This window comes from Achromobacter sp. GD03932 (genome assembly GCF_029839485.1).
In the GTDB taxonomy this organism is placed as follows: domain Bacteria; phylum Pseudomonadota; class Gammaproteobacteria; order Burkholderiales; family Burkholderiaceae_B; genus Achromobacter; species Achromobacter bronchisepticus_A.
In genome coordinates, this window is sequence record NZ_JAOCAT010000023.1 from 1 (window position 1) to 20,562 (window position 20,562).

18 protein-coding genes are annotated in these 20,562 nt (G+C 65.8%); 14 read left to right on the top strand and 4 right to left on the bottom strand.

All coding sequences use genetic code 11. The features are described from left to right. Positions 1 to 185: 185 nt before the first annotated feature. The 11 genes from N5C88_RS20675 (at position 186) to N5C88_RS20725 (ending at position 10,958) form a co-directional block, all read left to right on the top strand. Positions 186 to 806, top strand: a complete 621-nt coding sequence (locus tag N5C88_RS20675; RefSeq protein ID WP_059375734.1) for a TRAP transporter small permease — start codon at positions 186 to 188, stop codon at positions 804 to 806. After that, entirely contained in the window at positions 803 to 2,086 is a 1,284-nt protein-coding gene (locus tag N5C88_RS20680) for a TRAP transporter large permease (protein ID WP_059375736.1), read from the top strand. The genes N5C88_RS20675 and N5C88_RS20680 overlap by 4 nt, the downstream gene beginning before the upstream one ends. 74 nt (positions 2,087 to 2,160) lie before the next feature. After that, entirely contained in the window at positions 2,161 to 2,844 is a 684-nt protein-coding gene (locus tag N5C88_RS20685) for a DUF2848 domain-containing protein (protein WP_118932042.1), read from the top strand. A gap of 83 nt (positions 2,845 to 2,927) precedes the next feature. Next, positions 2,928 to 4,277, top strand: a complete 1,350-nt coding sequence (locus N5C88_RS20690) for an amidase (RefSeq protein ID WP_280016135.1) — start codon at positions 2,928 to 2,930, stop codon at positions 4,275 to 4,277. Between the two features lie 78 nt (positions 4,278 to 4,355). After that, positions 4,356 to 5,261 carry a LysR family transcriptional regulator gene (locus N5C88_RS20695; RefSeq protein ID WP_059375739.1) on the top strand — a complete coding sequence of 302 codons (906 nt, stop codon included), beginning with the start codon at positions 4,356 to 4,358 and terminating at the stop codon, positions 5,259 to 5,261. Positions 5,262 to 5,368: 107 nt separating this feature from the next. Continuing rightward, entirely contained in the window at positions 5,369 to 6,175 is an 807-nt protein-coding gene (locus tag N5C88_RS20700; RefSeq protein ID WP_059376159.1) for a putative hydro-lyase, read from the top strand. A 229-nt stretch (positions 6,176 to 6,404) separates the two neighbouring features. After that, positions 6,405 to 7,652 carry an ABC transporter substrate-binding protein gene (locus tag N5C88_RS20705; RefSeq protein ID WP_059375741.1) on the top strand — a complete coding sequence of 416 codons (1,248 nt, stop codon included), beginning with the start codon at positions 6,405 to 6,407 and terminating at the stop codon, positions 7,650 to 7,652. Between the two features lie 48 nt (positions 7,653 to 7,700). After that, complete coding sequence (locus N5C88_RS20710) at positions 7,701 to 8,552, top strand: branched-chain amino acid ABC transporter permease (RefSeq protein ID WP_054454041.1); 852 nt, start codon at positions 7,701 to 7,703, stop codon at positions 8,550 to 8,552. 1 nt (position 8,553) lies between these two features. Further along, the gene (locus tag N5C88_RS20715; protein WP_280016137.1) at positions 8,554 to 9,543 is read left to right on the top strand and encodes a branched-chain amino acid ABC transporter permease; all 990 of its coding nucleotides are present in this window, start codon (positions 8,554 to 8,556) and stop codon (positions 9,541 to 9,543) included. After that, positions 9,524 to 10,246, top strand: coding sequence for an ABC transporter ATP-binding protein (locus N5C88_RS20720; protein WP_280016138.1), 723 nt, complete (start codon positions 9,524 to 9,526; stop codon positions 10,244 to 10,246). The genes N5C88_RS20715 and N5C88_RS20720 overlap by 20 nt, the downstream gene beginning before the upstream one ends. Positions 10,247 to 10,250: 4 nt before the next feature. After that, a complete protein-coding gene (locus tag N5C88_RS20725) occupies positions 10,251 to 10,958 on the top strand; it encodes an ABC transporter ATP-binding protein (RefSeq protein WP_059375749.1) in 708 nt (235 codons plus the stop codon). Between the two features lie 57 nt (positions 10,959 to 11,015). On the opposite strand, the gene N5C88_RS20730 is transcribed toward N5C88_RS20725, so the two are convergent. From N5C88_RS20730 to N5C88_RS20745, 4 genes are all read right to left on the bottom strand, one after another. Next, a complete protein-coding gene (locus N5C88_RS20730; protein WP_059375752.1) occupies positions 11,016 to 12,086 on the bottom strand; it encodes a porin in 1,071 nt (356 codons plus the stop codon). A 326-nt stretch (positions 12,087 to 12,412) separates the two neighbouring features. Continuing rightward, positions 12,413 to 13,714 carry a TRAP transporter large permease subunit gene (locus tag N5C88_RS20735; RefSeq protein WP_059375756.1) on the bottom strand — a complete coding sequence of 434 codons (1,302 nt, stop codon included), beginning with the start codon at positions 13,712 to 13,714 and terminating at the stop codon, positions 12,413 to 12,415. Continuing rightward, positions 13,707 to 14,207 carry a TRAP transporter small permease gene (locus N5C88_RS20740; RefSeq protein ID WP_280016140.1) on the bottom strand — a complete coding sequence of 167 codons (501 nt, stop codon included), beginning with the start codon at positions 14,205 to 14,207 and terminating at the stop codon, positions 13,707 to 13,709. Before N5C88_RS20740 ends, N5C88_RS20735 begins: the two co-directional genes overlap by 8 nt. Positions 14,208 to 14,214: 7 nt before the next feature. Further along, positions 14,215 to 15,189 (bottom strand): TRAP transporter substrate-binding protein, encoded by a 975-nt coding sequence (locus N5C88_RS20745; RefSeq protein ID WP_059375768.1) that lies wholly within the window; start codon positions 15,187 to 15,189, stop codon positions 14,215 to 14,217. 270 nt (positions 15,190 to 15,459) lie between these two features. Between N5C88_RS20745 and nudC the strand changes: the two genes are divergently transcribed. The 3 genes from nudC to N5C88_RS20760 all read left to right on the top strand — a co-directional run bounded on the left by nudC (position 15,460) and on the right by N5C88_RS20760 (position 20,562). Continuing rightward, positions 15,460 to 16,230 (top strand): NAD(+) diphosphatase, encoded by a 771-nt coding sequence (nudC, locus tag N5C88_RS20750; RefSeq protein ID WP_118932038.1) that lies wholly within the window; start codon positions 15,460 to 15,462, stop codon positions 16,228 to 16,230. Between the two features lie 138 nt (positions 16,231 to 16,368). Continuing rightward, the gene (locus N5C88_RS20755; protein ID WP_059375770.1) at positions 16,369 to 16,878 is read left to right on the top strand and encodes a winged helix DNA-binding protein; all 510 of its coding nucleotides are present in this window, start codon (positions 16,369 to 16,371) and stop codon (positions 16,876 to 16,878) included. Between the two features lie 60 nt (positions 16,879 to 16,938). Then, the gene (locus N5C88_RS20760; RefSeq protein ID WP_280016142.1) at positions 16,939 to 20,562 is read left to right on the top strand and encodes a hydantoinase B/oxoprolinase family protein; all 3,624 of its coding nucleotides are present in this window, start codon (positions 16,939 to 16,941) and stop codon (positions 20,560 to 20,562) included.

The following is a 20,562-nucleotide window of genomic DNA, read 5'->3' on the forward strand; positions in this document are numbered from 1 at the left end:
CGGCGGAGCCGGATCCGCGGCATCCGGATCGGGGAGGGGCGCTGCAGATCGGCTGAGCTGGCTTCGTGGCCCCCTGATGGGGGAGTTGCTGCAGATCGGCATAGCCGGCTTCGTGGCATCGCTATGGGATCGTTCGTTACATAGCAGGGAGGGCGATGTGTGCCTGCCCTGCAAAGGTTTGACTCATGACTCAATCTGAACACTTCCGCCTGCTGGGCGGGCTATTGCGGCGCGCCGAGAGCTTTTCGCGCTTGGCCGTGTGGGCCGGCGGCGCGCTGACGGTGGCCAGCGTGTTGCTGATCTCGTTTGACGTGCTGGCCCGCAAGTTCCTGGGCTTCACGACTGGCGGCGCGGACGAGTTGTCCAGCTATGCCTTCGCCATCAGCACCTCCTGGGCGTTGGCATTCGCCACGCTGCAGCGCGCCAACGTGCGCGTGGACGTGGTCTACCAGTACATGCCGGTGCGCGTCGCCGCCGTGCTGGACTGGATCTCCATGGTGGCCCTGGCGGTCTTCATGGTGTATCTGACGTATTACGCGTTCGAGGTGGTGCAGACCTCCTGGGCGCAGAAGTCCGCGGCCAATACGCCGCTGGCCACGCCTTTGTGGATTCCGCAGGGCCTGTGGGCGCTGGGCCTGGCCTGGATGTGCGTCACGGTCGCGCTGATGCTGGCGCGCGCTTCCGCCGCGCTGGTCACGGGTGATATCGAACTGGTCAGGAGCATTTGCGGCGTGCGTTCGGCGCAGGAAGAGGCCGACGAGGAAGCCGCCGCCGGCGAGCGCATGGTGAAGGGAGAGGCCGCATGATTTCCACCGCATTGATACTGCTCCTGGTTTTGATCGGCCTGTCGATTCCGGTGGGCGCGGCGCTGGGCGTGCTGGGCCTGATCCTGGACCCGCTGTTCTCCATGTTGCCGCTGACGCGCGCGATCGGCGAAGTTTCCTGGAGCACCAACAACGAATTCCTGCTGGTGGCGATTCCGCTGTTCATCATGCTGGGCGAGGTGCTGCTGCGCGCAGGATTCGCCGAACGCATGTATGGCGCGATGAGCCTGTGGCTGTCGTGGCTGCCGGGCGGGCTGATGCACGCCAACATCGGCGCCTCGACGTTGTTCTCGGCCACCTCCGGCTCCAGCGTGGCGACCGCCGCGACGGTGGGCACCGTGGCGATCCCGCAGATCCGCAAGTATGGCTACAACGAGCCGTTGTTCCTGGGCAGCCTGGCCGCCGGCGGCACGCTGGGCATCCTGATCCCGCCCTCGATCAACCTGGTCATCTACGGCGTGCTGACGAACTCCTCGGTGCCCAAGCTGTACCTGGCCGGCATCATCCCGGGTTTCGCGATGGCCGCGCTGTTCATGCTTACGGTGGTCATCGCCTGCGTCGCCAAGCCGTCCTGGGGCGGCAAGAAGATCCAGGCGACCTGGGGCCAGCGTTTCGCCAGCTTGGTGCATCTGGCGCCGCCCATGGGGATCTTCTTCCTGGTGGTGGGTTCCATCTACGCCGGCCTGGCCACGCCGACCGAGGCCGCCGCGCTGGGCGTGCTGGGCGCCTTCATCCTCGCGGCCTGGTTCCGCCGCCTGTCGTGGTCGATGCTGCGCGAGGTCATGGAAGGCACCATGCGCTCCACGGCCATGATCATGCTGATCGTGGTGGCGGCCAGCTTCCTGAACTTCGTCATGTCCGCGACCGGCCTGACCGATGCGCTGACCAAGTCGATCACGGGCCTGGGCCTGTCGCCCGGCTGGATGCTGCTGATCGTGGTGATCTTCTACCTGGTGCTGGGCTGCTTCATGGAAACCCTGTCCATGATGATCACGACCATCCCCATCGTGGCGCCCATCATGATCGGCCTGGGTTTCGACCCCATCTGGCTGGGCATCGTCATCATCATCCTGGTCGAAGCCGCCCTGATCACGCCTCCGGTGGGCCTGAACCTGTTCGTGGTGCAAAGCCTGCGCAAGAGCGGTTCCATGAGCGCGGTCATCGTCGGCAGCCTGCCGTTCGTGGCCGCCATGTTCGTGATGCTGGCGCTGCTGGCCTTCTGGCCGGACGTGGCGCTGTGGCTGCCGCGCGTATTCGGCTGACCTTTATTGCCTAGACGTTCCGGGGCGCGGCGAACCGCCGCGTCCTTCACTCCCTAATTCTCAGCAGGACAGATATGAAAGCCGTATTCCAGATCGAAGACTCGCAACCCCGCCAGGTGGAAGTGGAGTTCAACACCCTGATCGTCGCCGGCTGGGCCGGCCGCGACATGGCCGCGATCGAGCATCACATCGAAGAGCTGGCCGCCATCGGCGTGCCGCGTCCCAGCAGCGTGCCGCTGTACTACCGCATTGCCGACAATCAACTGACGCAGAAGGAAACCGTGCAGGCCCTGGGCGAGGATTCCTCGGGCGAAGTCGAGACCTTCGTGTTCTCCGTGGACGGCGAAATGTACGTCAGCATCGCCTCCGACCATACCGACCGCAAGCTGGAAACCTACAGCGTGGCGATGTCCAAGCAGGTCTGCGTCAAGCCCGTGGCCACGAGCGCCTGGCGCCTGGCCGACGTGGCGGACTACTGGGACGAGCTCGTCATCCGTTCCTACATCGTCGAGAACGGCGTGGAAGTGCTGTACCAGGAAGGCCCGCTGGCGTCGCTGCGCACGCCGCAGGACCTGATCGCGGGCTATACCGGCGGCGCCACGGTGCTGCCGGCCGGCGCGGGCATGACCTGCGGCACGGTGGGCGCGATCGGCGGCATCCGCGCCGCGGCCGACTTCACCATGGAATTGCACGATCCGCGGCGCCAGCGCAGTCTGCGCCACCGCTATCATGTCGAGACGCTGCCCGTGGTGGCCTGATTCTGGCCCCAGGCGCCGATCGCCAGGCGCGCCCGCGGGCGCGCCCGTTTGCACTCAAGCCGCAAGACGGCACTAGGATGACTATGGTTCCGACTTTGAACGATCTGACCCAGGCCCTGCAAGAGGGCCGCAGCACCTCCGTGGAACTGACGCAGGCGGCGCTGGCCCGCGCGCAGGACGAAGCGGGCGAGGGCGCGCGCGCGTTCACCCGCCTGTACGCCGAATCCGCGTTGGCGCAGGCGCAAGCTTCCGACACGCTGCGCGCCGCCGGCATCGTCCGCTCCGCGATCGAGGGCTTGCCGATCAGCATCAAGGATCTCTTCGACATCGAAGGCGAAACCACGATGGCTGGCTCGGTGGCCCGTGAAGGCGAACCGGCGGCCGACGCCGACGCTGAAGTCGTGCGCCGTCTGATCGCGGCAGGCGCGGTCATCATCGGCCGCACCAACATGACCGAATTCGCCTATTCGGGCCTGGGCATCAATCCCCATTACGGCACGCCCCTGAACCCCTACGACCGCGCCACCGGCCGCATCCCGGGCGGCTCGTCCTCGGGCGCCGCGGTGTCGGTTGCCGACGGCATGTCGGCCGCGGCCATCGGTTCGGACACTGGCGGTTCCGTGCGCATTCCGGCCGCGCTTTGCGGCCTGACGGGCTTCAAGCCCAGCGCCTGGCGCGTCTCCATGGAAGGCGTGCTGCCGCTGTCGGCCAACCTGGACTCCATCGGCCCCATCGCCGCCAGCGTGCGCTGCTGCGCCGAACTGGACGCCATCCTGTCCGGCGACGGCGGCCCGGCGCCGGAAGCGGCGGTGCTGCGCGGGTTGCGCCTGGCCATCCCGACCACGCTGGCGCTGGACGCCATGGACAAGCATGTTGCCGACAGCTTCGCAGCCGCCGTGAACCGCCTGAAGGCCGCCGGCGCCCTGGTCGAAGAGATCGCGATTCCGGAATTCGCCGAACTGGCCGCCATCAACGCCAAGGGCGGCTTTACCGCCGCCGAAGCCTGGGCCTGGCACCGCGACCTGATCGCCCGCGCCGGCAAGCGCTATGACCCGCGCGTGGTGTCGCGCATCATGCGCGGCAAGGACATGAGTGCGGCCGACTACCTGGACTTGCTGGATGCGCGCGAAGCCTGGGTCTCGGCGGTGGACCGCCGCATTGCCGGCTACGACGCCCTGATCATGCCGACCACGCCCATCGTGGCGCCGGCGGTGGCCGACCTGCAGGCCTCCGATGATGCCTATTACGCCGCCAACGGCCTGATCTTGCGCAATCCGACGCTGATCAATTTCCTGGATGGCTGCGCGTTGTCGCTGCCTTGCCATGCCGCCGGCACGGCGCCGGTGGGCCTGATGATCGCGGCCAGCAACGGCGCGGACCGCCGTATCCTGAGCATCGGCCTGGCGGTGGAAGCGCTCTACGCCGGGCAGTGACGCGCAGCCGGGACGGGCGGCGGCCGCCGGTCCGTCCTGGGCGCTAAGATGGCGGCTGCATAGCCGGATGCCGCCGCCATGATCGATCTGCGCAATATCGAAACGTTCTTCTGGGTCGCCACCCTGGGCGGTTTCCGGGCGGCGGCCGAGAAGCTCAATGCCACCCAGCCGGCCATTTCCCAGCGCATCGCGTCGCTGGAATCCGATCTGGGCGTGCGCCTGTTCGACCGCGACACGCGTGGCATCAAGCTGACAGGCAAGGGGCGCGAGCTGCTGTCGCATGCCGAGCGCATGCTGCAGATGCGGCGCGACATGCAGGAGGCCGCGCGCGCCAAGAGCGTGATGAGCGGCATGCTGCGGCTGGGGGTATCGGAAACCATCGTCCATACCTGGCTGCCAACCCTGATGGAATATCTGCACGACGCCTATCCGGCGCTGATGGTCGAGATCCAGGTGGATACGACCACGGTGCTGAAGACGCAGCTTGCCTCGCGCCAGATCGACCTGGCATTTCTGCTGGGGCCGATGGAAGAGCCCCGCATCGAGAACCTCTACCTCTGCAATTACCCGCTGTCCTGGGTGGCAAGCCCCAAGCTCAAGGTCGGACGCCAGCCGATCGCGCTCAAGCGCCTGGCCGAATGGCCGGTGATCACCTATCCCTCCACCACCGATCCGCATCGCGCCGTGCGCCAGCTGTTGCAGCAGGCGGGCGTCGAGGCGCCGCGCATGTACGGCAGCTCCGCGCTCAGCGTCATCGTGCGGATGGCGCAGGACGGCATCGGCACCGCGGTCATCGCGCCCGTCATCCTGCACAAGGAGCTGGCGCAGGGCGAATTGCGCATCCTGGACGTGAAGGCGCCGGCCTTGCCGCCGCTGCATTACACCGCTTGCTGGATGCAGGGGCCGGACAGCCAGATTCCGCGCGCGGTGGCTGAGGCGGCGCAGCAGATCGCGCGGGAAGAGGCGCTGCGCCATCCGGCATAACCCTGATAAATATTTTTGATCGGGGTCTATCGCAACTTGTGATTGGACGCTGGCCCGCGGTTCCTGTGCAATGCCCCAATACCTGCATCATCATCAAGGGGATAGGCATGCAATCCAAACCCGCGGCGCGCGCCAGCGTCGAATTGGCCCGGCAGGCGCGGCTGGACGCGCGCAGCGGCAAGCTGACCGGCCCGACCGCCAATCTGGCGCCGGGCCACGTCCAGGCCAACCTCGCCATTCTGCCGCGCGCGCTGGCCGCGGACTTCCTGCATTTCTGCCAGCGCAATCCCAAGCCCTGTCCCTTGCTGGCCATGTCTGAGCCCGGCGATCCCGCCTTGCCGGAACTGGGCCAGGACATCGACATCCGCAGCGACATCCCGCGTTACCGGGTATGGAAGAACGGCGAGCTGGTGGCCGAGCCTACCGATGTGCGCGATATCTGGCGCGACGACCTGGTGTCGTTCCTGATCGGCTGCTCGTTCTCCTTCGAGGAAGCGATGCTGGACAACGGCTTGCCCGTGCGCCACATCGAGCAGGGCTGCAACGTGCCCATGTATCGCACCAGCGTCCCGACCCATGCCGCGGGCGTGTTCGGCGGTCCGTTGGTCGTGTCCATGCGTCCCCTGAAGGCGGCGGACGCCATCCGCGCCATCCAGGTCACTTCGCGTTTTCCCTCGGTCCACGGCGCGCCGGTGCATATCGGCGACCCCGCGTTGATCGGGATTGCCGACATCAACCGCCCGGACTATGGTGATCCGGTGGAAATCCGCGAAGGGGAAATGCCCGTGTTCTGGGCTTGCGGCGTAACGCCACAGTCGGTGGTCGCAGCGGTCAAGCCGGAATTCTGCATTACCCACGCGCCGGGCCATATGCTGGTCACGGACCTCATCAACAGCCGGATGGCGGTGTTCTGACCGCCCGCGATCCGCTTTCTCAGTAGCGCGTAAGCGGGTAGCGGTTAGAGGTCTCTACTCGCGCTGCAGTACCAGTTGTGCCACCAAAACGATCCATTAAAGGACAAGGGGAAATGGCGACAACCGCTTTGAATCTGGGGCCTTCCGGCTTGCCGGAGGGTCTCGTGCCGCCGCCAACGCGGCCATGCATTGCTTTCACACCCAGCCGGTCCAATCCAGGAGTCCAGTTATGAAGATGAAGCTCATCGCGGGTGTCGCCGCGAGCCTGGCGCTGATGTGCGCCGTTCCCGCGCAGGCGCAACAGGCCGTGCGCATCGGCGCAATCTATCCGCTATCGGGCGCCTTGGCGTCCACCGGGGCTGAAATCAAGGCGGCCGTCGAACTGGCGGTCGAGATCATCAACAATCCGCATCCCGAGCTGGAAGGCATACCGCTGGCAGCGGGCAGCGGCTTGCCGGCGCTGGGCGGCGCCAAGATCGAAGTGGTGTTCGGCGATTCCCAGGGCAAGCCCGAAGTGGGCCTGGCCGACGCCCAACGCCTGATCGACCAGGAAAAGGTAGTGGCCCTGACCGGCGCTTACCAGTCCGCCGTAACCAAGACCGCCAGCCGCATCGCCGAGCAGCGCGGCATACCCTACGTCAATGGCGAATCCAGCAGCCCGGACCTGACCGAGCGCGGCTATAAGTGGTTCTTCCGCACCTCGCCCAACGACGATACCTTCGTCGAGAACATGATGCAGTTCCTGGATGGCATCAAGGCGGTGCCGACCGCCAAGATCGCCGTGGTGTACGAGAACACCGACTTCGGCGTGAACACCTACAAGGCGGTCGAAAAGTTCGCCAAGCAATACAACCGCCAATTGGTCGCCAACATCGCCTACAGCGCCGGCTCGGCCTCGGTGACGGCGGAAGTGCAGAAACTGGCGGCCGCCAAGCCCGATGTGGCGATCTTCGCCAGCTATACCTCGGACGCCATGCTGTTCGTGCGCACCATGCGCGAAAGCAAGTACGCGCCGCCGGTGTTCCTGGCCAACGACGCGGGCTTCATCGATTCGCGCTTCGTGCAGGAGGTGGGACCGCAGGTCCAGGGCGTGCTGACGCGCGACGTCTGGGGCAATGACGTGGCGGCATCAAAGGCCGGGCTGAAAAAGATCAACGACATGTACAAGGCCAAGACGGGCAAGGACCTGAACGGCAACAACGCCCGTTCGATGCAGGGCGTGCTGGTGCTGGCCGACGCGATCAACCGGGCCGGTTCGACCGACCCCGAGGCGATCCGCAAGGCGCTGGCCGCCACCGATCTGGGCGAGGCGCAGGTCGCGATGCCCTGGGCCGGGGTGCAGTTCGACGCCAAGGGCCAGAACACCAAGGGTTCGGGCCTGATCCTGGAGCTCAAGGGCGCGGCCTACCAGACCGTGTGGCCGGAAAAATACCGTACCGACAAGAACCTGCCCACGCTGCCGTTCACCTGGAAGTAAACATAGTCTGACGCGGCGGGCCGCGGGGCCCGCCGCGAGGAGCACTCCATGTTCGAAGCTCTCTCGGCAGGCCTGTTCAACGGCCTGATCTATGCCGCGGTGGCGGTGGGGCTGGCGCTGATCTGGGGCATCACCGACGTCATCAACTTCGCCCATGGCGAGTTCCTGATGCTGGGCATGTATGCCGCCTATTGGCTCTACACGCTGGGCCACATCGATCCCACGCTGTCGGCGCCGCTGGTGGCGGTCCTGCTCGCCTTCGTCGGCTTCCTGACTTATGCCCTCATTATCCGCCGCCTGCAAAAGGGGCCGGCGATGGCGGTCATCCTGGCCACCTTCGGCCTTGGGCTGGTGCTGCGCCAGATTGCCTTCATCGCCTTCAGCCCCGACTACCGCAGCCTGCCGGACACGCTGGTGTCGGGCAGCGTCACGGTTGCCGGCATCTCGCTGGGCCGACCCCAAGTGGTGACGGGCCTGATCGCGCTGGTGGTGGTGGTCGCGCTGTTCATCCTGGTGTACCGCACGCGCTGGGGCCATGCCCTGCAGGCGGTGGCGGAAGACCGCCAGGTGGCGGCGCTGGTGGGCATTTCGCCCGACCGGGTCAACGCCCAGGTCTGGATGCTGGGCAGCGCGGCGGTCGGCCTGGCCGGCGCCTTGCTGACCACCTTCTTCTATGTATTTCCCTCGGTGGGCACGGTGTTTGGCCTGCTGGCCTTCGTGGCGGTGTGCATGGGCGGCTTCGGGTCGTTGCCTGGCGCCTTCATCGCGGGGATCCTGATCGGCATCATCGAGGCCATGACCGGCTACTTCGTCGCCCCAGCGTTGAAGACCGTGAGCGTCTTCATCCTGTTCATCCTGGTTCTCTGGTATCGGCCGCGCGGCCTGTTCGGGCGGTGGTGAGATGAACAAGACAGACAAGATCGATACCGTGTCCGCCGGCGTGCCCAAATGGCCGGTCCTGGCCGCTGCCGTCGCGGCCATCCTGATGGCCCTGGTGCCGCTGGTGGTGAAGGATGCTTTCACCCTGCAGGTGCTGCTGCTGGCCATCATGTTCGGCGCGCTGGGCGCCTGCTGGAACCTGGTGGGCGGCTTCCTCGGGCGGATCTCCTTCGGCCATAGCGTGTTCGTGGGGGTAGGGGGCTACACCACCTTGCTGCTGCTGCACCATCTGAAGCTCACGCCGCTTTTAGGCATCCCGCTGGGTGGGGTGATCAGCGCCGCGCTGGCGTGGCTGGTGGGCGGACCCACCCTGCGGCTGTCCGGCCATTACTTCGCCATGGCTACCATTGCGCTGCTGCAGATCGGCCTGCTGCTGATGATCAACTGGGAATGGGCGGGCGGCGCGGTCGGCCTGGAGGCGCCCATCGGCGACGCCGCCTGGATGCTGCTGTTCCGCAGCAAGGTGCCGTACTACTGGATCGCGGTGGGGCTGGCCTTCCTGACCTTTTGCGCCACCTTCTTCCTGGTGCATTCCAAGACCGGCTTCTACTGGCGTGCCATCAACGGCGACGAGGCGGCCTCGCGCAGCCTGGGCGTGCCCGCGGACCGCTACAAGATGCTGGCCTTCGTGATGTCGGCGGGCATGACCGGCGTATGGGGCGGCTTCTTTGCCATGTACGTGGGCTTCATCGACCCGGAATCCATGTTCAACCTGACGATGTCGGTGCAGGTCGTGCTGGTGACCATCCTGGGCGGGGTCGGCACGCTGATCGGCCCGTGGCTGGGCGCGGCGGTGCTGCTGCCGCTGTCCGAGGGCACGCGCGTGTTGTGGGGCAGTTCGGGCCTGGGCCTGGATCTGCTGATTTTCGGCCTGGCCATCTTGCTGGTCACGCTGTTCCTGCCGGGTGGGCTGGTGACATTGAGGAGGCGCCGTGACTCTGCTGGACGTTAAGAACCTGACCAAGCAATTCGGCGGGCTGGTCGCGAACAAGGACATCTCGCTGTCGGTCGAGGCGGGCGAGATCGTCGCCATCATCGGCCCGAACGGAGCGGGCAAGAGCACCTTGTTCAACGGCCTGGTCGGGCATCATGAGCCCACCTCCGGCTCGGTGACTTTCGACGGCCAGTCGATGATAGGCCGGCGGCCCGAACAGGTGGCCGCCATGGGTCTGGTGCGCACTTACCAGATCCCGCGCAGCTTCGGGCAGATGACGGTGCTGGAGAACGCCATGGTCGGCGCGCTGCTGCGCCATCCGCGCCTGCAGGACGCGCGCCGCGAATCGGCCCGCGTGCTGGAACTGGTGGGCTTGGCCGAACGCGCCGACGTCAGGGCGGCCGAGCTCAATGTGGCGGGACAGAAGCGGGTCGAACTGGCCCGGGCGCTGGCCACCGAGCCGCGCATGCTGCTGCTGGACGAAGTGGCGGGCGGACTGAACCCGGCCGAGGCCATCGCCCTGGCCGAGATCCTGCGCGGCATCCACGCGTCGGGCGTCACGCTCATCATCGTGGAGCATGTGCTGGAGGTGGTCATGCGGCTGGCGCACCGGGTGCTGGTGTTGAACTTCGGCCAGATGATCGCCGAGGGGGCGCCGCAGGAAATCGTGCGCAATCCGGCCGTGATCGAAGCCTATCTGGGGAGAAAGCACCGTGCCTGATGCGATGCTGAAAGTGGAAGACCTGAGCGTGGCCTACGGCGGCGTGCAGGCGGTGCGCGGCCTGTCACTGGAGGTCAGGCCGGGCGAGATCGCTGCGCTGCTGGGCGCCAACGGCGCGGGCAAGTCCAGCACCCTGATGGCGATCGTCGGCTCCGTCAAGCCCAAGAGCGGCCGGGTGATTTTCGAAGGCCGGGATATCACCGGCACGCCGCCGGACAGGCTGGTGACGCAGGGTATCTCGATGATTCCCGAAGGCGCCCGCGTATTTGCGCGCCAGCCCGTGGAACAGAATCTGCGCCTGGGCGCGTACACCGTGCGCGATGAGCGCGTGTACGGGGAACGCCTGGAGCGCGTCTACACCTTGTTCCCGCGCCTGAAGGAACGTCGCACGCAGTTGGCCGGAACCATGTCGGGCGGCGAGCGCCAGATGCTGGCCATCGGCCGGGCGCTGATGAGCGGACCGCGCCTGCTCTTGATCGACGAGCCCAGCCTGGGCCTGTCGCCCTTGCTGGTGGAACAGGTATTCGACGCGCTGGCGGCCTTGAACCGCGATGACGGCCTGTCGGTCTTGTTGGTGGAGCAGAATATGGCCCAGGCGCTGGAAGTCGCGGCGCGCGCCTACGTGATGCAAAGCGGCAGGGTGGCGCTGTCGGGCGAAGCGGCGGAGCTGGCAGCCTCGGACGAGGTGCGCAAGGCCTATCTGGGGATGTAAGGAAGGGAGCGTGACGAAACTGCGCCGGACGCGCAAGGCGTCCGGCGCGTACAGTCATCAGAAGATGTGGCGGAAGCCCACTGCGGCGCCGAGCTGGCTGCTCTTGCCGGCGATTTCGCCGCTGGCGGCGTCGTTGACCTTGTTCCAGTCGACCGTGCCGTAGATCTGCGAGCGCTTGGACAGCGAGTACTCGGCCACGGCGACCAGCGCGTAGCGCTTGCCCTTGTCGCCGTCTTCGACCACGTTCTTGCTCTGGTCGTAGTAGGCGGCGCCGGTGATGGCCCAGCGCGGCGTGGCCTGCCAGGTGGCGCCGGCGAAGTAGCCATTGTCCTTGCGGTCCAGGCCGGGCGCCTGGTTGCCGCCCATCACGGCGTTGACCCAGCCGGTTTCGTCGCGGCCGTTGTAGTAGCCGGCGAAGACCTTGGCGCCGTCGAACTGATACGAGGCGTTCAGGTTCCAGACGCGCTGGCGCAGATCGGAATCCGTGCCATCGTAGGTCTGCTGGTAGGCCGCGCCCAGGCCCAGCTTGCCGACGGTGTAGCGCAGGCTGGCGCCGTACTGCTGGCCGGCCTTGTGGTCCTTGTAGTCGTCGCCGTTGGCCCAGGACAGCACGAACGCCAGGTCTCCAATGGTGTTGGAGTACTTGGTCATGTTGTTGGTGCGCACGCGCGACATGGCGGCGGGCAGCCAGGCGTTCTGGTCGTAGTTGCCGACGGTCAGCGGGTCGAAGTAGTCGGCCAGCAGGTCGAACATCGGGGTGTTCTGCAGACCCAGGGTCAGCGCGCCGATGTTGCCGCCGTCCAGGCCGATGTAGGCCAGGCGGCTGAAGGTCTTGGACGGATCCGAGCCGCGGCCGTTCTGCATGTTGAAGCCGTTTTCCAGGCGGAAGAAGGCGCGGTTGCCGTCGCCCAGGTCTTCGGAGCCGCGCAGGCCCCAACGGCTGTTGGATATGGCGCCGTTCTCCATCGACACGCGGCTGCCGTCTTGACCGACGCTGCCGGCGCTGGTGCTCAGGTAGCGGATGCTGACGTCGGCGATGCCGTACAGGGTGACGCTGGTTTCGGCGTGGGCCGCGCCGGCGGCCAGGCCCAGGCTTGCAAGGGCGAGGGATAGGGGAATGCGTTTCATGCTGGGGGCTCCTCCTGGGTAGCGCTATTTATTAGTGGCGCCGGGCTTTTGGCCCGGCTGTTCGCGCCTGGCGGATCGTCAGGCGCTGGGCCGTCGCACCGACGCTTACGGTAAGCGCGGGTCCGGGCGATAGCCGCATATGCACATATACGCCGTAATGTTGCAACGTAGCAGCGCCAGGGAATTCTAGAAAAACTGGGGCGTGAGCGGCACCTGTTGTTTTTTGGAGTTTTCCCTGGTTTACAACACGAAAAAACAGGGGGAGGCGAGACCGGAGGCCAAAAAAAACCCCGTTTCAGAAACGGGGTTTTCATGTCAGCGTCGCGCTATAGCGTCATGTGCAGCGGCAGCCACGTCGCTATGCCGGGCACGGCATAGAGCAGCAGCACCGCCAGGATCATCAGGAAGAACATCGGCAGCGAGGCGCGCGCGATGTAGGGCAGTTCCCTGCCGCTCATGCCGGACAGAACGAACAGGTTGAACCCCACGGGCGGCGTGATTTGTGCCATTTCCACAACGAACACGATGAAGATGCCGAACCAGATCAGATCGATGCCGGCGGCCTGCACGGTGGGCAACAGCACGCCCATGGTCAGCACGACAATGGAGATGCCGTCCAGGAAGCAGCCCAGGACGATGAAGAACACCATCAGCGCCATGATGAGCCCGAACTGCGACAGGCCCAGCCCCCCGATCCATTCAGCCAGCGCGCGCGGCAGGCCGATATAGCCCATGGCCAGGGTCAGGAACTGGGCGCCCGCCAGGATCAGCGCAATCATGCAGTACAGCCGGGTGGCGCCCAGCAGCGATTGCATGAAGGCGGAGCGGTTCAGCGATCCCTGCAGCGCAGACAGGATCAGCGCGCCCACCACGCCGACCGCCGCCGCTTCCGTGGCGGTGGCGATGCCGGTATAGATGGAGCCCAGCACCGCGCCGATCAGCAGCATCACCGGGATCAGATGGCGCGAACGCGACAGCTTTTCCAGCAGCGACAGGCCGGGGTCGGCCGCCGGCACCTGGCCGGGGTTGCGGATCGCCCACCAGGCGATGTAGCCCATGAACAGCAGGGCCAGCAGGATGCCCGGCACGATGCCCGCGATGAACAGCTTGGCGATGGACACGTCCGCCGCCACGCCGTACACGATCATGATGATGGATGGCGGGATCAGCAGGCCCAGCGTGCCGGCGCCCGACAGCGTGCCCAGGATCTTGTCCTCGGGATAGCCGCGGCGCGTCAGTTCCGGGATGGTCATCTTGCCGACCGTGGCGCAGGTCGCCGCGGACGAGCCCGAGACCGCCGCGAAGATGGCGCAGCCGATCACGTTGGTGTGCAGCAGCCGCCCGGGCAGGCGGTTGAGCCAGGGGGCGAGCCCCTTGAACAGGTCTTCGGACAGCCGCGTGCGGAACAGGATTTCGCCCATCCACAGGAAAAGCGGCAGGGCGGTCAGCGTCCAGCTGGAGGACGCGCCCCAGATGGTGACGGCCATGGCATCGCCCGCGGGCCGGCTGGAGAAGATCTCCATGCCGATCCAGGCGGTCCCCGCCAGGGTCAGACCGACCCAGACCCCGCAGCCCAGGAGCGCGAAGATCGAGACGACCAATAGGGTGATGACGAGTAGTTCATTCATGGGTTTGCTGCGAAGTGGCGGCGGACAGGCCGCGTGAGCGTCGGATCAGCTCGTCGATCAGGGCGACCAGGAACAGCACCGTGCCCACGGCCATGCTGAGTTGCGGTACCCAGAGCGGCGTCGCGTCGTTGGACGTGGAGATGTCGTTGAACTGCCAGGAGTCGTAGGTCAGCTTGACGCTGAAGAACGCGAAGGCGGACGCGAGCAGGCAGCCGACCGCCAGGGCGAAGATATCCAGCTTGCGGCCTGCGGCGGGCTTGAGTGAATTGAGCAGCAGCGTCACGCGGATGTGTTCGCCGTGCTTGAACGTACTGGCAAGGGCGAGGAACCCGGCGGCGGCCATGAAATACCCGGCATAGGCGTCCGTGCCGGGTATGTTCATGCTGAGCTGGCGCGCGATGATCGCGGCCAGCACCGACACCAGGACGCCGATCGTGCACAGGCCGGCCAGCAGGCCGGCCGCGCCGTAAAGACCATCTAGAAAGCGGCGCATGGAAATATCACTGCTTCTTGTAGGCGTCGATCATGGCCTGGCCATCGGCGCCAGCCTTCTTCAGCCAGTCGTCCAGCATGCGCTTGCCGATCACGGACAGGCCTTCCTTCAGCTCGACCGTGGGCTGGATGGTTTCCATGCCGTTCTTGGCCAGTTCCGCCTGATACCACTTGTTCTTTTCCTGCGACAGCTTCCAGCCGCGCTCTTCGGCTTGCGCGCCGGCCTTCTTCAAGGCGGCCTGGGTCGCGGGGTCAAGCGCGTCGAACGCCTTCTTGTTGACGATGATGGCGTTCTTCGGCAGCCAGGCCTGGGTGTCGTAGAACTTCTTGATGTACTCGTAGGTCTTGGTGTCGTAGCCGGTGGAGGCCGAGGACATATAGGAATCGATCACGCCGGTGGCCATGGCCTGGGCCAGTTCAGCCTGCTGCACGGTAACGGGCTGCGCGCCGACCAGTTCGGCGATCTTGGCCGTCACCGGGCTGTAGGCGCGCCACTTCAGGCCCTTCATATCGCTGATCTGCTTGATGTCCTTGTTGGCGAAGATGCCCTGGGGCGGCCAGGCCACCGCGTACAGCAGCGTCATGCCGTGCGCGTTGAGCTTCTTTTCGAGGAAGGGCTTCTGCGCTTGATAGAGTTTGAACGACGCGTCATAGCCGGTGGCCAGGAAGGGCAGGCCGTCCAGTTCGTAGATCGGATCTTCGTTCGCAAAGTTGGTCAGCAGGATCTCGCCGATCTGCGCCTGGTTGCCCTGCACCGCGCGCTTGATCTCGGGCGCTTTGTACAGCGAGGCGTTGTTGTGCAGCGTGATCTTCAGCTTGCCTTCGGACAGCGTGTCGACGTCCTTGACGAAGGTGGTCAGGTTTTCAACGTGGAAGTTGCTGGCCGGATAGGCGGTGGGCAGATCCCATTTCGTTTGAGCCTGGGCGCCGGCGCTGAACGCCAGGACGATGCTGCCTGCCAACAGGGAAATCTTCTTGTGCATGGGGTGGTCCTTCTTTGCGAATGGTGAAGCCGGGTTGTGCCCGATAGGCATTGCGAAAAAGAGAGCGCTGCGGCGATGACGCGCAGCTGAAAAGCCGTGCCATTCTATGTTGCTATGCGGCGGCGGGGCGCGCGAAATCGCGTCTTTACGGGTTATTCCTAACAGGCGTGCGCAGCGTCGATCATTGAGGGTTCAATCTTTGCGCAAACGCATTGCGGCAGCCGTTTTTCTTCTAACATTGCGTATCGAATGCATGGTGCCGAGGCGTGTGTGAATTTCGTTTTCCGTCGTGATGAGTTGCTGGTTGAAGAGACGTCCGCCGTATTGCCGGACACCGCCTTGTGCGTGCAGATAGGCGTGGCGGCCGCGGCCTTGCAGCCGATCTGGGCCATGCCCGGCTCGCCCTGCCGCACGGTGCATGTCGAACCTGGCGTGGAACCGCCGCAGGGCTACGCCTTCAGGAAGCTGCGTTCGCTCTTTGGCGTGCTGGATGACGAGCGCATGGCGCTGGCCGGACGCGCCTACCAGATCGCCGAATGGGCGCGCACGCACCGGTTCTGCGGCGTCTGCGGTACGCCGGCAGAGCGGGTGCCCACCGAATTCTGTCTGCGTTGCCCGTCCTGCGGCTTCTCGGCCTACCCGCGCATTTCGCCCGCCATGATGGTGCTGATCCGCAAGGGCGACAGCATCCTGCTGGCGCGCCACACCACCACCGCGACCTCGCGCTATACCGCGTTGGCCGGTTTCGTCGAGCCCGGCGAAAGCATCGAACAGACCATCCACCGCGAGGTCCATGAGGAGGTCGGCCTGAAGGTCGGCAACCTGCAGTATTTCGGCAGCCAGTCCTGGCCGTTTCCGCATTCGCTCATGGTCGCGTTCACGGCGGACTATGTGTCCGGCGACATACGCGTTCAGGAAGACGAGATCGCCGATGCGCGCTGGTTCGGTCCGGGCGATCCCATGCCCGAGATCGCGCCGCGGATTTCCATCGCGGGATGGTTGATCCGGGCGAACCTGCCCATGGGCTGGTCGGCGCCTTAAAACCGTCGTTTCGCTTGCAGTCTCCTAGGGGTATTCCCTCGAAAGAGGGAATTTTTGGCGTCCCGTCCGCATTTTTTATTGATGAAATATAGATAAATTATTAGTATTTCGCTCATATAAACTCGGCTTGCGTCTTCCATGACCCCCACTTTGATTGCATCGTCAGCCCATTTGGCCGGCGGCAGCGCGCCCGACCTTTCCGAAGTGGAATTCGGTCTGATGATCGCCAGCCATGCCTTCGACCGCTGGACCGTGCGCTGCATGGCGGCGGCCGGGCTGCCCGACCTGACGCCCACCGACGTGATGGTCTTTCATCATGTCTATCACCGTGAGCGTCCCAAAAAGCTGGCCGACATCTGCTTCACGCTGAATGTCGAGGACACGCACATCGTCAGCTACGCGCTTAAGAAGCTGGACCGCCTGGGCGTGGTCAAGGGCGAGCGCAGCAGCAAGGAAGTCTTTTACAGCGTGACCCCGGAAGGCGCGGCCATACTCAAGCGCTATGCCGAGGTCCGCGAACAATGCCTGACCGCCGGCCTGGACGCGCCGGGCGGGGGCGGGCTGGACTACAGCCGCCAACTGGCGCATACGCTGCGCGCGTTGTCCGGCCTGTACGACCAGGCGGCCCGCGCGGCGACCTCTCTCTGATTCCGTTTACCCGTGCGCGGCCGCAGGCGCCGCGGCGACCCTTTGTTTGCAAGGACAGCTATGAAGTGGCAATTCTGGATTGACCGTGGGGGCACCTTTACCGACATCGTGGCGCGGCGCCCCGATGGCACGACCACCACGGCCAAGATGCTCTCGGAGAACCCCGAGCAGTATCGCGACGCGGCCGTGGCCGGCATCCGTAAGCTGCTGGGCATCGCGCCCGGCCAGCCCGTGCCCGCCGATCAGGTCGAGTGCGTGAAGATGGGTACTACCGTTGCCACCAACGCCTTGCTGGAACGCAAGGGCGAGCGCACCTTGCTGGTGACGACCCGGGGTTTCCGCGACGGCCTGCGCATTGCCTACCAGAACCGTCCGCGCCTGTTCGACCGCAACGTCGTCCTGCCCGAGATGCTCTACGAGTCCGTGGTGGAAGCGGACGAGCGCGTGGCCGCCGACGGCGAAGTGATCCGCGAGCTGGATCAGGAAGCGCTGCGCGCGGCCATGCAGGCCGCTTACGACAGCGGCATCCGCGCCGTGGCCATCGTCTTCATGCACGCCTGGCATGCGCCCGAGCACGAGCGCATCGCGGCCCGCATCGCGCGTGAAGTGGGCTTCCCGCAGGTGTCGGCCTCGCACGAGGTCAGCCCGCTGATCAAGTTCGTGTCGCGTGGCGACACCACGGTGGTGGACGCCTATCTGTCGCCCATCCTGAAGCGCTATGTCGACCAGGTGGCCGGCGAACTGCCGGGCATCCGCCTCATGTTCATGCAATCCAGCGGCGGCTTGACCGACGCGCACCGTTTCCGCGGCAAGGATGCCATCCTGTCGGGTCCTGCCGGCGGCATCGTCGGCATGGTGCGCACCAGCGAGATCGCGGGCTTTCCCAAGGTCATCGGCTTCGACATGGGCGGGACCTCCACCGACGTGTCGCATTACGCGGGCGAATTCGAACGCGAGTTCGAGACCCAGGTGGCCGGCGTGCGCATGCGCGCGCCCATGATGAGCATCCACACCGTGGCGGCGGGCGGCGGCTCGATCCTGCATTTCGACGGCGCACGTCTGCGCGTGGGCCCCGATTCGGCCGGGGCCAACCCGGGTCCCGCCTGCTACCGCCGCGGCGGCCCGCTGGCGGTGACGGACTGCAACGTCCTTCTGGGCAAGATCCAACCCGACTTTTTCCCCAAGGTCTTCGGTCCCGAAGCCAATGAGCCGCTGGACCGCGAGGCGGTCGTGGCGCGCTTTACGGCCATGTCCGACGAAGTGCGTGCCGCCACCGGCCGCGAAATGAGTCCCGAACAGCTGGCCGAAGGCTTCCTGGAAATCGCCGTGGGCAACATGGCCGAAGCCATCAAGCGCATCTCGGTGCAGCGCGGCCATGACGTGACCGAGTACGCGCTGACCGTGTTCGGCGGCGCGGGTGGGCAGCACGCCTGCCTGGTGGCCGATGCGCTGGGCATGACCACGGTGTTCGCGCACCCGCTGGGCGGCGTGCTGTCGGCCTACGGCATGGGCCTGGCCGACCAGACCGACATGCGCCAGAAGACCGTCGAGAAGGTGCTCGATGCCGAACTGATGCAGGCGTTGAAGGGCGAGCTCGACGAGCTGGCTGGGCAGGCTGTGGGCGAACTGCGCCGCCAGCATGTCGCCGAAAGCGACATCAGCGTGCAACGCCGCCTGCACCTGAAGTACCGCGGCACGGATACCTCGCTGGAAGTGGCGTACACCGACCTGGAACAGGCGCGCAAGGAATTCGAAGCGGCCTACCGCCTGCGCTATTCCTTCCTCATGCCCAACCGCGAACTGGTGGTGGAAACCATCTCGGTCGAAGCCACGGGCGGCGGCGAACGCGTCGGCGAAGCCGCCAGCGCGCGGGTGCGCGACGGCGCGCTGGCTCCCAGCCGCGTCGTCAGCATGTACAGCGGCGGCGCCTGGCGCGATACGCCTCTGTACGTGCGCGAGGACATGGCGGGCGGCGACGTGGTGGCGGGACCCGCCATCATTTCCGAACCCAACCAGACCACGGTGGTCGAGGCCGGCTGGCAGGCCGAACTGACGGCGCAGGACCACTTCGTGATCCGTCGCGTGGAAGCGCGTCCGGAACGCCGCGCCATCGGCACGCAGGCCGACCCGGTCATGCTGGAGGTCTTCAACAACCTCTTCATGTCGATCGCCGAGCAGATGGGCTACCGCCTGCAGAACACGGCTTATTCGGTCAACATCAAGGAACGCCTGGACTTCTCCTGCGCGATCTTCGATGCGCAGGCCCGGCTGATCGCCAATGCCCCGCACATGCCGGTGCACCTGGGTTCCATGGGCGAATCGGTGCGCACGGTCATGCGCGCCAACGCCGGCAGCATGCAGCCTGGCGATGCCTATGTGGTCAACGATCCATATCACGGCGGCACGCACTTGCCCGACGTCACGGTCATCACGCCGGTGTTCGACCGCGAGGGGCGCGAGATCCTGTTCTACGTCGGTTCGCGCGGCCACCATGCCGACATTGGCGGCACCACGCCGGGTTCCATGCCGCCGGATTCCAAGACGGTGGAAGACGAGGGCGTGCTCTTTACCAACTTCCAGCTGGTGAAGAACGGCGAATTCCGCGAGGCCGCGGCGCGCGGCATCCTGGGCTCGGGCCGCTGGCCGGCGCGCAATCCGGACCAGAACATCGCCGATATGCACGCGCAGATTGCCGCCAATGAAAAGGGCGTGCAGGAGTTGCTGCGCATGTGCGACCACTTCGGCCTGGACGTGGTCCGCGCCTACATGGGACATGTGCAGGACAACGCCGAGGAAGCGGTGCGCCGCGTGATTTCGGTGTTGAAGGACGGCAGCTACGAGTACCCGCTGGACAACGGCGCGGTGATCCGCGTCGCCGTGAAGGTGGATACTGAGGCGCGCAGCGCCGTGGTGGATTTCACCGGCACGTCCAACCAGTTGGACAACAACTTCAACGCCCCGGGCGCCATCGCCGTGGCGGCGGTGCTGTACGTGTTCCGCACGCTGGTCAATGACGATATTCCGCTGAACGACGGCTGCCTCGTGCCGCTGTCCATCATCCTGCCGGAAGGCTCGATGCTGCGCCCGAATCCGCCGGCCTCGGTGGTGGCGGGCAACGTGGAAACCTCCATGTGCATCGTCAACGCGCTGTACGGCGCGCTGGGCGTGTTGGCCGCAAGCCAGGGCACGATGAACAACTTCACGTTCGGGAATGCGCGTCATCAGTACTACGAGACCATCTCGGGCGGCACGGGCGCGGGTCCGGTGCGCATCGACGCCGCGGGTCCCTGCGACGAAGGTTTCGCCGGCACCTCGCTGGTGCAGGCGCACATGACCAATTCGCGTCTGACGGACCCGGAAGTGCTGGAGTTCCGGTTCCCGGTGCGGTTGGAGTCCTACGAAATCCGCAAGGGCTCGGGCGGCGCCGGCCGCTATCCGGGCGGTGACGGCGGCGTGCGCCGCATCCGTTTCCTGGAGGACATGACGGCCGCCATCCTGTCGAACAACCGCCTGTATGCGCCGTTCGGCCTGGCGGGCGGGCAGCCCGGCGCCATGGGCCGCAACTCGGTCGAACGCGCCGACGGGTCGGTCCAGGAGCTGGGTCCGCAGGACAGCGCCCAGCTGCGTCCGGGCGATATCTTCGTCGTCGAAACGCCGGGAGGCGGGGGCTACGGGGCGGCGTAA